We start from the raw sequence: 13,731 nt of genomic DNA, 5'->3' as shown, positions 1-13,731 counted from the left end.
ATATAGATCCGGACGTTAAGATCATAGATTTCTTAGGGTCTGAATAAGTCCGGGATCTTTGCGATTGTTTTCTGGGCATCTTCAATGTATTCATGGTTCAAGTGATAGGCGGGAAGCCGGATCTCCAATCTCCCGGCTTCTAAGAAGGTGTTCCCCAATTCTTTTGGGGTAAAGTGGTTTTCGGTCAATAGCTTTTTATCACTTTTCTTTTTTCCCATTATTTTAAGCACCTTGTAAGTGGTTCACTTGATTTGAGAACATGCTCTTACCTGGCTGAAAGTATATTCTTTCCTTTCAGTGGCTTATTTACCCGTATGGAACCGGTACGCAAATTCGGCGCGGGTCCGAACACCTGCCAGCTCTTTTTCAAAGCCTGCTTTTAAGGTATCCAGGTCTTTCGCATTCCCGAGAATTGCTGGTGCGTTGAGGACGGCACAAACTGCTCCTTCTCCAATCAGCACTTCTGAGCAAGACGTGATACTTGTTTCACATTCATCCAAGGCTTGTTTCATTGATAGCTCAGCTGTTAGGGGGTATTCCATAAGAATAACGACTGCATACACAGTGATTGATCGTCTTTTTTCTGCTAACTTTTTGTGGACTTGTTCCGAGGTTAGTTGAATCGTCTGTCTCATCTACTTCATTCCTCTCTTTGCAACTTTGATTCATGACCTTCGTGGAAATCAGGTTGTTTACTGCTGTGCCGATCGCTCCTTTCTCCCTGGAACCAACTTCCGCTGCTGCGCTTTTGAGAACACAAAAAAGACGCCGTAGCGGAACAAAGATTTCAGTGAGATGGGTATAAGTAGCCCTTCTCACTTGCTTGAAATCTTTGTCGCTAAGGCGTCTGTAGCAGGCATTCATCGTGTAAATTTTCACGGATGCTTTCCTGAATGGTGACGAAGTATGCTTGCACACGGATAAGGAGTAATTCTTCTATCCAGCAGAGGCAGCCAGTTTGCAACAGTAGATGTTGCATGCGATTTAGTTATGACGCTATCGTACTGCGTTGATTATCTGTTGTCAACTCCTACTCCTGTCTCGTTTTTTGAATTTGATGAAACAAAATCCACCGGATTATCCACTCTTGGGGTTTTTAGGCAGGCATGACTGCCTAATCCATTTTTTCTTGCTATTCCTCCCCGCTAGAATAGGTAAAAAATTTTTCTTTTCCCATCATCAGGGATTAACTTCTGAACGAGTAAACTCTTTCACTCAAAATGAAAAAGTCCGAATGACTGCATCGTGCAGTCATTCGGGAACAGAGCTACGTTAATCCTTTTTTAGATTTTTTCAATATCATTCTTCAGAAAACTCATTCAGAAGATACGCCTTTACGCTCTCATTGATTAAGAAGGTTATGGACGGGATTTGTCCTTGCTTCAGCAGCATCCGAACAATCAGGTGACAGTCCTTCTCCAGGTAGGTGGTGATCCGAACATGCGATTCCTCGAAGGTAAGTTTACGATTTTGCTGTTTCGGCACAAAGGGCTTGCCATCGAGCATGAATTCTTCTTGCTCCGATTCTTCCACTTCCTCTTCTAGTTCAACCTCCTCATCTACATCCAGGTCTTCAATTCCTTCTTCAAGATCACCTTCGGTTTCCCAGCTCTCTTCACCGATGCCATAAGCTGAACTCTGCGGAAACCCTTCTGCCAACTGGTGATTCCGCCTTCTTCTTTGGTTATACATAGAATGTTCCCCCAAACGTCGTTTTTACATCTACGTTGATGTGTTTTCTACCGCTACATAGACGCATTATTTTATTGTTTGGGTATCCTTATGGCTTATAAAAACGAAAAAAGAAGTCGGAAGCTTGGTTTGGTGAACACTCGCTGCCCAATTCCATTAGCTAGGTAAACAAACAGCAGATGCTTATCAATAGACCTGGCAATCTAGCATCCATTGGGTTTCATCGTTATCTATATATAAGACGGTACTTGTTGTTGGCAATGTGACTATTTGGGTGATAAGGCACTATTCCTTTCTTACTTGATTCAGAAAAAGAAATCTCGTACTCGCTGTCCGATACCCTAATTAAGGAAACCTTTCTGTCTCATGCATATTCATATAGCATTTTATATTTCTTTTTCGTCTTTGTCCGTGCATTTAATTTCCTCCCATCGGTTTTACATCTACGTCAATGTAGATTCTACCCCTACTTAGATGTATTATTTTAGAACTTATTTATATGCGTAAGAAAATAAAACTAGAAAAAAGAAAGGCTTGATTGTTTAGGATAATCAACCACTGCCTACTTCAAAAATTGATTGAAGATAAACAGTGGTTGATTCTTTATTAATAATCTTGCGGAAATAGCATAACTTGAGATTCCCCTTTATCAAGACACCATATTGTGGCCATTAAAGCCTTTGTCTTTTGAAGTTTACGTGTGTGTTTTCCCTGCATTTCCGGAACTTCTTGCTTATGAATGATCACTTGCTTCCCATCACTCTCGACGAGGTCGAATACTTGTAGGTAATCTAGACTTACGTTTTGTTCGACCATTGTATCGATTAGTTCCCACAAAATAGAGACGATTTCCATATTCAGCTCTTCTGCAATAGCCCTGGTCATATACCGCTTTGCTTTATTTTCAAACAAATTTTCCCGCCCTCCATCTGACTTCTTGAATTTTGCTGAATGATTATTTCTGAATGATGAAGTTATCCTTTTAGTAATAGAAATAGAACCATTTATGCATTGCGCACACCTGGTTCTTATTCGATTTCTTTAACGTACTCTCTTGTGATTTCATGGAATGTTCTTTGGATAATGCTTTCATCATAGCTCCAAGCGTGCCGAATATTCATGGGGTCTAAAATTCTGTAGTGTTGTGAAATCCGGTGTTGCTGAATCTTCCACCCCTTTTTAAAGGTTATAGTATTCCAGTAAAGCGTTCCTCCCAGAGTTTGCAATGACAGATTGGGTAATAGCATATAATCTCTCCTTCAAAGTAGTAGTTTTTTTAATTATTCGTTGTTTACTGCTTGGTGATATCTATTCAACTTTGGGCAACAGTTTTCGAATCAGCAGATCGCCATTTTTTAAAATAAGTTGGAGGCACCACTCCGGTGTATCCGGATGAAAGGCAATTGCACCAATCCATTCATTGGAATACTCATCATCCACAATCATAATTTCATAAAGAAATGTTTCGGGTAGACTTGCAAATAACTCTGACGGAATGTAGGAGTTATCGACTTCATCCATGCCCAGTTCGGTTGCTTCCAACGCGATCTCCTTGCTTTCAACTCGAATATGGAATTCTTTTTTGAGTGTCTCCATGAACCACTGAATCTCCCTTGTAATGAATGGTTTCGCATCTTCATGATTCTCCATTAGAGGTATCCCTTTTCGTTGAAGGACAGATACGAATCCGTTCCAATGATGATGTGATCTAATAACTCAATCCCAATGATTTCCCCAGCCTCTTTCAATCTTTTCGTGACTTTGTAGTCTTCATCTGACGGTGTCGGATTTCCGGAGGGATGATTGTGTCCTACAATAATTGAGGCCGCATTAGATAGGATAGCTGACTTCATGACTTCTCTCGGGTGGACGATACAGGCATTCAGACTTCCTACGTGGCACACGTGAACCGAGACCGGCTGATTTTTTATGTCCAGCGCGGCGACGATGAAATACTCTCGATCTTTATCCTCTAAAAAGTGCTTGAGTAAGTTGTAACCGTCTTTTGGAGATTTTACCGACCTTTCTTTGTACAACAGGCTTGATTCTTTTACTAATTTCACCGATACGATATTAAATCTCTTAGCGGCCTGATCTTTACTACTTTCTTTTTGGCTTGTTGCTAGTTTCTTTTCTTTACATAAGCTCATCATAGACTCCTCCTTAAATTGAAAAGGGCTTAACCTCCAATGGAGGTTAAGCCCTTTTATATGATTCATCTTTATAATATATATATCATTTTCTGATCGATACATTTCTCTAAAGCATCTCTATACAACTATACACAGCAGTTAATGAATAAGACTTTATAGAGTCAACTGGTACATTTTTTCAAGCATTTTAGATGTATCACTATTTGTTTTAATTGAGGTTAATGGAGCAATATGAAATTGAAGAGTATCTTTACAGTCGCTAAAAGGTTCGCACGAATACTCCTCCTGGCTACTGAGATTAAACTTTATGTCTCCCTCAAAAATAGCATACTTCATAAACCAAGGCTTGAATCTATTCCGAATATTATCAGTAGGAGTTTCTAGGCTGAAAAGACCCGTTGCTATAGTTGGTTGCAGATTTTGATGTGAAGGATGAGTGAACTGAATGTTGATTACATATAGGTGATCAACTGTTCCGTTTGCCAGTTGACTCTTTAGTGCATATGGACGAGCTATGTACTGGGGAACGAGTGTTGAAAAGCTATCTGCTGATTGCAGAATACTTTTGCTGGATTCAGTAGCAAGTCCATTGCCCAGAATTGGAGTATAATTTTTTTCCGCAAGCAAGGCATCTGCATCTTTCAAAAGCTTGATTGAATTTTCTACTACTTTCCTAACATTTTGGAATGACTGAAATACGGTATCGCTCATCGTTTGCTCGTCTCCTTATTGTTATATTCCCAGCTATTGGCATCAAGTTCTTCCTTAGGCCACATGAGTTCTGCATTTGAAGAATAAAAACCCTCAAAAGGCAAAATTTCTGCTAACGTTCCCCATCCATGAAATCGGGTGAGATTTTTCCGGTCACATACTTCTTGAATTTGAGACAGGATGAGTTCATCTTGAATTGTTTCAGGTTCCAAACATGCAACTTCGTAAAAACTTGCCCAAGCTAGCCAGTACACATTGTTATTACTAGCTTTAGAATGTTTCATTCCTAGTAGCATATCTTCCCCAGGCATTATCGTATCGTTTGTTAAGTAGATCAACTGCCTAGATACGATATTTTTTCCCTCTATTGAGAGCTTCTTCAACGTATCTGAGTCGTGTAAGTCTTCAAGTTCTCGAGAAAGCTGATCCCGTTGCCAGGTTTTTCTCTCCTCAAAGTCTACTGTCTCATCTTCTTCACTGGATTTAGGCGATGTGTATTTTGCCTCAACACCAACGATATGGACTCCCTCGTCTTCATCGGTTAAAACTATTACGACATCTGGCTCACATTGCTTGAGTGAAGGCCAGAATTTATAATGAACCGATTCGATTGGTTTTGGAAAAGTGAGCGATTTCTCTTTTAAATCTATACTGGCGCATAGTGCTCGGACAATATAGAGGGGATCAGAAAGGTATTGAAATGCTCCGATGATCGAGCTCGTGACCACGTCTTCGCTATTCCACACAGATGATGGGAGCTTCCCATGAATGATTGATTGAAGCATACTTGTCCTCCTCTACCTAACTTACTTTTCTTGGAATATATATAGTATAAGTCAAAATAAACTATAAGAATCATTACTCCTAAATAATTTCACAAAAAAAGCCTCCGATTTAAATCGAAGGCTTTGGGTATGATTTTTTTAATATTAGGCAGGTATTGGATCGTCTCCGTCAACTTCGAATTCTCTAGTTTTGAAGAAGTCTTTTGCCTTTTTTCCTACATATAAAGTTAAAACTTTATTAGAACTAGTGCCTACCACTACGCCTACACCGAAGGGAATGCCTTTCTCAAGTGCTTTTCTAGTAAATGTGACGCCAACCTTTTTAAATGCGGCCTTAACCGCTACCAATGTTGGACCTTTCAAATATTGTTGGACCATTTTTTTCAAAGACTGTGCTCCGAAACCGGCTACACCTTTTTTAGCAGCTTCATTCATTACTCCAAATGCCGCCACTAGGTAACATAACCTTTGTTCTTCATCGATCGTTATGTCTACGCCATATACAGTAGCCAATGACATGACCATTTCAATTTCCCATTTCATGGTTAAGGCTGCATCAGATGCAGCCCCCCCAACCATAGCGACTGCAGTTCCGATTCCCGGAATCACTCCTGGCAAGGCACTTGTCCCTCCCGCAAAAGCAGTGTAGTACGAGTAATTTGAGATAATATGATCTGCAACTTTATCTTTGATTTGATCTTCGGTCATTTTTTTCGAGTATTTTTTATTGTACTTAGCTTCCATTTGCTGAACCTGCTTTTGAATTGATTCTGGGCTTGCTATGATGATTTCTACCGCTTTCAAGATGGCTGGCTTATCGTCCTGTTGGTTAAGTGTCATTATAAATTCCTCCTTGGGTTATGGTTTCACTTTAATAAATGCTGAACAAAGTACTCTTAGATTAATTAGTTTATATCGTATTTTTATTTAATTAGCCTCTGATAAACATTTATTGTCTTTCTTTTATTAGTTTTTCATAATTCGCGATTTCGTCTTCAATTTCGAGAAGTTTGATTTCATATTCCAACTCCAGCTTTTTTTTCTTTCTTTTTAAAGCTGCTATATAGTCGTGAAGATCTGAAACTGTAAGTTCTTGCTCTTGCTTTGGTGAAGCAGGTTTTAGGAACTTGCCCATATTTTTATTTAGAAGATCTGTTGCTATTTCTCTTGCCTTTGGATTAGCCATGATTCCAGCTCCAAGATTTAAGAGGTTATTCATTTTTGAGAGCGAGTTACCTGGAGTAGCGATCTTTTTTTCCGTGAAACGCTGCAAAACTTGTTCGTCAACATAGTAACTCTTGCCTTCTTGAATAGCCTCCAATTCGCCGGTACGTATCCATCTGCGAACCGTTTCTTCTGATACACCTAACTTTTCACTAATTTCCTTTGTATTCAGCATTTTCTATCGCTCCTCTTTTGTTTTTGTTCTTATACACACATTAACACACACGTGTGTGTATGTGCAATAAGTATTTTCAGATTTTCCTCTTATTTTTTCTTTTTATATTTTCTCTCTTTTTGTAATCAACGCTTCGAAGTTGTAGTGAGGAACTATTTGATTTATAAGATAGCTATTATGACACAGGAGAACTTGTTTATAGATGATATAATTAGTAGGAACATTTAGGGGAACAGAACTCTTAGAATTGCTTAAAAGGCAGGTGTATTACCATGAAGAACTCATTTGCTTTTGGAAATAAAGAAATTACTTATAGCGTTGTGGAATCACGTAAAAGAAAGCATCTTAATATAGCCGTTGCTGACGGAGAGGTTATTCTGACTATCCCTTTTGCTACTAAGCCTGAGGTATACGAGCCTCTCTTACGTACTAAAGCTCCTTGGATTTTAAAGCAACTCACTGACTATGAGGAACTTGAGCTGAACAATGGAGAGCTTCAGTTTCGATCTGGAGAGAAGTTACCCTATTTGGGCCGGTATTATCGGTTAAAAGTAACGAAAAATAGTGCTCTATCTGCTTCTCTGCACTTTTCCAAAGGACGTTTTGAAGCCACTGTTCCGGAAGAACTATCTGTGGATGAACAGCGTGCTCAACTTTATCCTCTATATAAACAATGGATTCAAGAGAAGGGGCAGTCCTTTGCTGAGAAGCGCATTCAGCGGTTTATCCAGCGTCTTGGCAGAGCACCAAGCGGGGTTGCTGTTCGTTCTATGGAGAAGCGTTGGGGCAGCTGCACACCTCAACAGAAGATCTTGTTGAATTGGCGAATCTTTCTAGCGCCTGTGACAATGGTTGATTATGTACTCGCTCATGAAGTGGCTCATTTGAAAGAGATGAACCACACATATGTTTACTGGGAAACACTACGGATGCTGATACCGGATTATGAGGAACGGAAAGAATGGCTGCGTATCAATGGCAATCAGTTGTATATATAAAAAAGAAGAGCCGCGGCTCTTCTTTTTTTGCCTAGTATTGCGCTTCTGCTAGCGCACCAAAATAGCCCACTAGCATATTAGCATCATCCATTTTCTTTGTCTTTTTCAGTAACAGGATTTTCAAATCTGCATTCAGTCTTCGCTTGAAGTCCAGTTTCGATTTCCAGTCTGGAATCTGCGTAACCCGTTCATCAAAGTACTGTTGTACTTCAATCGCCCACTCTTTCAGAACCTCTTCTTCGTGTACACCTTCGTATACTTCTATGAGTTTGTTGTAGTAGGGTTCTTGCTCGGCTTTCAAGCCACTCTCTGTTTTCCCTGTAGCTTTCTGTGCCAATTCTTCTCGGATCTGTAACTGCTCTTTGATTAGCTCATCGATTGTCATTTGGCGCTCTTCGAATCGCTGTAGCAATTCCTTCAACCGTTCCGAAACCTTCTTGTAGTACACTTCATCTTGCTCAATTTTGATACTGATTTCTTTCTTGATGGCATGTTCAATCTGTGCTGCCTTTGCTTCAGGCGTATTATTCTTTTCAACCTCTTCTTTAAATCGACTATCTAATAGCTGAATTGGATCACGTACTTCAATCCCTTGGGATATCAAGTATTTATGGACAAGTTGTCGTACCTTTTCACCACAATCAGCTATGTCTAAACCATCATCTATTAAGAAGCGTGACTTTGCCAGTTGTCGAATCAATCCAGCATGCTTCAAATCGCCGATAAACGGTTCGGCTTTCGGACTTGGCATCACCTTGTCCATACTCTCCGCAAAGCGTTTGTAAGCTTGATCGAATTCAGCCCGAATATCATCATCTTTCAGACGTAGAATCGCTTCTTCTCGCTGTTTTTTAGATAGTCCGTCAAAGTATCGCATAACACTGCGGCTCCGTTGTTCCAGGCGTGGAAGTTCTGAGTCGATGGATTGTAGCGCCCCTTTTACGTCACTTGCACTGAAAATCTCCAGTGCTTGATCTAAGAAGCGTGAAACTCCAAAGTAGTCAACGATCAGGCCGTAGCTCTTGTTTTCGTCATATGTACGGTTGGTCCGTGCAATGGCCTGCAACAGGTTGTGTTCTCGTAGTGGTCGATCCAGGTACATGACTTGCTCAATCGGTGCATCAAATCCCGTCAGCAGCTTGTCACAGACAATAAGCATCGCCAGCTTGTCTTCATGAAACGGTTTTTTGAATCGCTCGATGAGTTCTCTTTCCTCTTGCTTCGTAATATGGTGCGCGCGCATTTCCTTGACGTCATTTTGCCCGGCTGAGAAGATGACCGCTGCCTCAAAGTTTCCACCACCATACAGATCGATTAATTCCTTGTACTGCACCGCTGCAGCACGAGAAACCGCTACCACTTGCGCCTTGTAGCCGTTTATCAAGATATGCTCTTCAAAGTGCTTTACTATATCTGTCGCAATTTGTTCCATCCGATCTGGGGCTGTGAGCACGAGCTCTTCATTCACGTACTTCTGCTTGATCTTCTCTCGCCCATCCTCGTCGTATTCATGGAAAACGCGTGCGAATAGCTCATCCAGTGTTTCCCCTTTGACATGAACCTGCGGGAGGCGGGATTCGTACATAATTGGAACCGTCGCCCCATCTTTTACGGCCTGTTCAATCGTGTATTTGTCGATGTACGATCCGAATTTCCCTGTCGTTGAGCGCTTCTTCTGATCAATCGGCGTACCTGTAAAGGCAATGAAGGAGGCATTTGGTAGAGCTTTTCGCATGTTTAGCGCAAGCCCCTTATACTGTGAGCGGTGGGATTCATCAGTCATGACGATAATGTTGCTTGCTTCTGAGACCACCGGAAATCCAGTTCCGTCCTCTTCAGCCCCTTGGAATTTCTGTATCAAGGTCATTACGGTACTCCCCGGTCCTTTTGACAATTGCTGTTGTAGATCGGCCACAGACTTGGCTTGCGTTGGATTTGGGAAGTTGCAGTTGCTGAAAGTTTTGGTAATTTGATTGTCCAAGTCTTGTCGATCGGTCACTATAACTAACATTGGGTTTTCCAGTTCTTTCAGTCGTCTTAGCTTCATGGCTAGGTAAACCATAGTTAGGGACTTCCCAGACCCTTGCGTATGCCAGACCACGCCTCCACGATTTTCCGGTTTCTGCTCGGTCAGCATCCGTTCAATCGTTTTGTTCACCGCCCGGTATTGCTGGTAGCGCGCAAGCTTCTTCACCTTGCCATCGTAGACGATAAAGTTCCAAATCAAATCCAGGATTGCTTCTTTTCGAAGGGTGGCTGCTACTAAAACATCTTGCGGCCGTTCACTTCCTACTTCCTCCATGGTCAAGGGGTATGGATCTTTCCAAAGGCCATAATGTTGCGGGCGAGCGCCGATGGTTCCAATACGTGCCCGGTCCCGACTTGTGACTATGAGCATCTGATTGTACCAAAACAGTTTGGGATGCGTTTCCTGGTAGCGGTTGAACTGCTTCACGCCTTCCGGCAATTGCTTGTCCCATTTCAGCTTCGGACTTTTGCATTCAATAACGACTAGTGGGAGACCATTGATATAAAGCACGATGTCCGGCTTAATGGTGCCTTTCGCATTCTCATATCGAATTTGATTCACCACCAAGAAATCATTTTCATTAATCTTCTTGTCATCAAACTCAAATAGCTTTACGGTTTGGCTTTTCTTTCCCGTCCCCAAGTCTTGTTGAGCTGCCATGCCTTGTCCGAATAATTTGTTGTAGATAGCTTGATTGGCGGTAAAATCATCCGATTCGGCAATATGCGTCAACTCACCAAGGACTTTATCGAGATTAGATTCATTGAGCCAAGGGTTCAACTTTCGGATGGCATGTGCCAATCTCTTTTCCAAGATAATACTCCCCGTGGCTCTTCGCTCTTTCCGTTCATCAATTTCAGTACCCGTCAAATATGTATAGCCATAGCTTTGCAGCTGTTCAATTAATGGGACTTCTACTTCCGTCATCTCATACGGGTCGCGCATCTGTACCACCTCCTGCACTTTTAGAAAAGAGGAACAGTTTACACCGTTACTCGTAATTCCCCTGTCAATAGTTGTTGCATGAGTGCCTTCTTAAGTTCAAGTTGTTTTTGTTTTTGTTTCTCATAAATTTCAATTTGGTCATCAACAGATGAGAGCATGTCAGCTATTTTTTCTTGCTCCACTAAAGGAGGAACAACAACATTTAGACCTTTTATATCTTTTAAAACTATTCTTTTTATAGCAGATCCAGACTTCATCCCAATTATTCTTGATAACGTATAGGGATTTTTCAAAAAATGAGATATAAAATTTGGATTAATTTTTTCAAAATCCGGTCTTATTATTGCAATAGATGACAAAAGTACAATGTCCTCTTCTTGGTTATAGACAAAAGACTTTCCAATTGTTCCATCTTTGGATAATAAAATATCACCTTTTTGAGGACTACAATTATTTCTCTTTAAATTATTGAAATCAGCTTCATTTATAGAGATTAAGTTCGCTAAATTAAATTTATCAATTAGCATATTTTTTACAGTTGCTATTCTATATTTCGTACCTTTTGTTTCTGCAGGAGAAAAATGTGATCCATCAGTAATTAAGGTTGTTAAGTTGTCGAGCCTATCAATTTCCCATTCTAAAGGTATATCTCCTATAATTGTCGTTTTAAATTTTTTATAATTAATTCCTTCTGTAAATAATCTCTGCATTAAACTTATTTTTAGCTCTTTTGTTTTTTTAATAAGGTTATCAGTTATTTCAATTTGTTCGTCAGCAGCAGACAAGATCTCAGCAATTTTTTGTTGTTCTTGTAATGGAGGAAGCGGAATTTTATGTTTCTCCATTCCCCCTTTTGTAATATGGGCAAAGGCTGATCCATTCTTTTGGGAATGCATCTCCCTTGAAATGTAATCTAATCTATAAAAAAAGAAGATTTTATCTAAATACTTTTCATCAACTTTGATTTTCCATATATGATAATGGTATATACTTCTATTCCCTTTCCAAATGTAAGGACCAAATGTAGCAGACCAAGCATAAATTAAATCATTCTTATTAATGTATTTATTTTCATCTAAATTTAAATTAGAAAATACATAGTTGCTACCTCCTGTTAAATTTTGAATTCTCACTATTGGAGTTCCTGATTCAACAAATTCTGTCTGTTTGTATGCTCGTCCATTTAAGAACTGAGCTACTTTTCCTTGCTCTATAATTTCCCAGTTTAATGGTATTAAGCCTAATTCAGTTTCTTTGTACTCCACACTATTTCCAACTAAGTTATGAATCATTATTCTTCACCGATCCCAAGTTCTTGTAAAAAACTTTTAACTTTTACTTTAGCAATTGCCTGTTCTTCTTCAAGTTGCTGTAATTCAAGCAAAATATTATTTAAGTCCATTTGTTCTTCTTCTATTGATTTATCGATATAGCGAGTAATATTTAAGTTGAAATCATTTAGTTTAATTTCTTCTAAGGAAACAACTCGAGCATATTTCTCAATATCTTTATAAATATCAAAAGCATTGACTACCTTATGGACATCTTGTGGACGTAGAAGGTTCTGATTCTTCCCTTCCTGAAAATCACTTTCCCCGGCAATAAACAATACTTTCCCTTTACGTTCTTCCGACTTATTGCGGTTTAAAATTAAGATACATGCCGGAATGCCTGTTCCATAGAACAATCCTGAAGGCATGCCAACTACTGCTTCAAGCAAATCTGATTCCAAAATCCCGTGACGAATTGTTCCTTCTGCACCGCCACGGAAAAGTACGCCATGTGGCATTACCACTCCTGCCACACCATCATGCTTGAGTGACGCAATCATATGCTGAACAAATGCATAATCTCCAGCATTTTTTGGGGGAATCCCATAACGGAAACGGCCGTATACGTCATTTTCTGCAGCGTCTCGGCCCCATTCTTTTAATGAAAACGGAGGATTGGCAATTACTCGATCAAACAGCATAATCTCATTGTCTTCAACCAATTGAGGTTTCCTGATCGTATCCCCTTTTCTAATATCATGATCCGGCAATCCATGAAGCAACAAATTCATTTTTGCGATACTCCATGTATTTAAGTTCTTCTCTTGTCCATAGAGAGATAGCGACTGTGGGTTACCACCTTTTGCCTTCACGTAATCAACAGATTGAATTAGCATTCCTCCAGACCCACAAGTTGGATCGTATACACGCATTCCCTCTTCCGGTTTGATAAGTTTGACGATTAACTCAACTACTTTAGATGGCGTGTAAAATTCGCCGCCTTTTTTGCCAGCATCATCCGCAAATTGCGATATTAAGTACTCGTATGCACGACCTAACATATCTGGTTCAGATAAATTGGCATTTGATAAATCTAACAAAGAAAAATGCTGCAATAACCTTTGCAAAATTTCATCCGTCAAGACTTCTTTCCTATTGAAGTCAATTGGAGTTAGGACCCCTTCCAATGTCTTGTTCTCATTCTCCAACGATTCAAAAGCGATATTGATAGCAGTTCCAACATCTTCGGCATGCTTTCGAATCTCATGCCACCGCGCTTCCTGAGGCACATAAAACTGATACTGGTCTGGGTCCTCTGCAAGAAGTTCTCCCATTTCTAATCCATGAGTATCTAATAATTCATTTCGGTGCTCAGTGAATACGTCGCTTAAGCGCTTAATAAACAACAATCCAAAGATATAGCTTTTATAGTCACTGGAATCAATTGAACCTCGTAAGATATCAGCTGATTTCCAAAGATGAGATTCTAATTCTTGTAGTATTAATTTTGACAAGTTAAATTCCTCCATTTATCTATCTAATTCATTAAGAACCATAGTAAATTTTACCACATTTTTATTAGTTCTACTTTATTGTTTGGACTTCTTTATCCTTATATTTAACAAATGTATTAACAGATGGATGAACTAAATTTTTATAAATAAAGAAAGTTCTCTGTTATAAACTAATCTTGAAAAGTAAGACATGAAATTTAAGCCTACTATAGACATAAGTTCGGTTTTGATTTT

Annotated in this window: 14 protein-coding genes; 1 reads left to right on the top strand and 13 read right to left on the bottom strand. The window is 39.7% G+C overall.

Features of this window, described 5'->3' with window-relative positions:
• Positions 1-32: 32 nt before the first annotated feature.
• From QMA04_RS00275 to QMA04_RS00230, 10 genes are all read right to left on the bottom strand, one after another.
• Positions 33-218, bottom strand: a complete 186-nt coding sequence (locus tag QMA04_RS00275; protein ID WP_290183552.1) for a hypothetical protein — start codon at positions 216-218, stop codon at positions 33-35.
• An 84-nt stretch (positions 219-302) separates the two neighbouring features.
• Complete coding sequence (locus QMA04_RS00270) at positions 303-635, bottom strand: hypothetical protein (protein WP_290183551.1); 333 nt, start codon at positions 633-635, stop codon at positions 303-305.
• Positions 636-1,299: 664 nt separating this feature from the next.
• Complete coding sequence (locus QMA04_RS00265; protein WP_290183550.1) at positions 1,300-1,692, bottom strand: hypothetical protein; 393 nt, start codon at positions 1,690-1,692, stop codon at positions 1,300-1,302.
• Positions 1,693-2,298: 606 nt separating this feature from the next.
• Complete coding sequence (locus QMA04_RS00260; protein ID WP_290183549.1) at positions 2,299-2,604, bottom strand: DUF960 family protein; 306 nt, start codon at positions 2,602-2,604, stop codon at positions 2,299-2,301.
• Between the two features lie 396 nt (positions 2,605-3,000).
• Positions 3,001-3,342 carry a hypothetical protein gene (locus QMA04_RS00255; RefSeq protein ID WP_290183548.1) on the bottom strand — a complete coding sequence of 114 codons (342 nt, stop codon included), beginning with the start codon at positions 3,340-3,342 and terminating at the stop codon, positions 3,001-3,003.
• The gene (locus QMA04_RS00250) at positions 3,342-3,845 is read right to left on the bottom strand and encodes a JAB domain-containing protein (RefSeq protein WP_483313705.1); all 504 of its coding nucleotides are present in this window, start codon (positions 3,843-3,845) and stop codon (positions 3,342-3,344) included. Before QMA04_RS00250 ends, QMA04_RS00255 begins: the two co-directional genes overlap by 1 nt.
• A 153-nt stretch (positions 3,846-3,998) precedes the next feature.
• Positions 3,999-4,556: a hypothetical protein gene (locus QMA04_RS00245; protein ID WP_290183547.1), complete on the bottom strand. Its 558-nt coding sequence runs from the start codon at positions 4,554-4,556 to the stop codon at positions 3,999-4,001.
• Positions 4,553-5,341: a hypothetical protein gene (locus QMA04_RS00240; RefSeq protein ID WP_290183546.1), complete on the bottom strand. Its 789-nt coding sequence runs from the start codon at positions 5,339-5,341 to the stop codon at positions 4,553-4,555. Before QMA04_RS00240 ends, QMA04_RS00245 begins: the two co-directional genes overlap by 4 nt.
• A 144-nt stretch (positions 5,342-5,485) precedes the next feature.
• Entirely contained in the window at positions 5,486-6,181 is a 696-nt protein-coding gene (locus tag QMA04_RS00235) for an EcsC family protein (RefSeq protein ID WP_290183545.1), read from the bottom strand.
• 109 nt (positions 6,182-6,290) lie between these two features.
• A complete protein-coding gene (locus QMA04_RS00230) occupies positions 6,291-6,740 on the bottom strand; it encodes a helix-turn-helix domain-containing protein (RefSeq protein ID WP_290183544.1) in 450 nt (149 codons plus the stop codon).
• A 272-nt stretch (positions 6,741-7,012) separates the two neighbouring features.
• Here QMA04_RS00230 and QMA04_RS00225 point away from each other — a divergent pair, with 272 nt between their 5' ends.
• Positions 7,013-7,738 carry a M48 family metallopeptidase gene (locus QMA04_RS00225; protein ID WP_290183543.1) on the top strand — a complete coding sequence of 242 codons (726 nt, stop codon included), beginning with the start codon at positions 7,013-7,015 and terminating at the stop codon, positions 7,736-7,738.
• A gap of 31 nt (positions 7,739-7,769) precedes the next feature.
• Here the strand turns inward: QMA04_RS00225 and QMA04_RS00220 are convergent, their stop codons facing one another.
• Genes QMA04_RS00220 through QMA04_RS00210 form a run of 3 tightly spaced genes read right to left on the bottom strand, consistent with a single transcriptional unit; the run spans position 7,770 to position 13,497 of the window.
• Positions 7,770-10,712, bottom strand: coding sequence for a type I restriction endonuclease subunit R (locus QMA04_RS00220; RefSeq protein WP_290183542.1), 2,943 nt, complete (start codon positions 10,710-10,712; stop codon positions 7,770-7,772).
• A 38-nt stretch (positions 10,713-10,750) separates the two neighbouring features.
• Positions 10,751-12,004, bottom strand: a complete 1,254-nt coding sequence (locus QMA04_RS00215) for a restriction endonuclease subunit S (RefSeq protein WP_290183541.1) — start codon at positions 12,002-12,004, stop codon at positions 10,751-10,753.
• Positions 12,004-13,497 carry a class I SAM-dependent DNA methyltransferase gene (locus QMA04_RS00210; RefSeq protein ID WP_290183540.1) on the bottom strand — a complete coding sequence of 498 codons (1,494 nt, stop codon included), beginning with the start codon at positions 13,495-13,497 and terminating at the stop codon, positions 12,004-12,006. Before QMA04_RS00210 ends, QMA04_RS00215 begins: the two co-directional genes overlap by 1 nt.
• Positions 13,498-13,731 lie beyond the last annotated feature (234 nt).

Source organism: Planococcus sp. APC 3900 (genome assembly GCF_030407735.1).
GTDB lineage: Bacteria > Bacillota > Bacilli > Bacillales_A > Planococcaceae > Planococcus > Planococcus notacanthi.
Note: the sequence above shows the minus strand (reverse complement) of the source record. Positions and strands in the feature narration are given on the sequence as shown.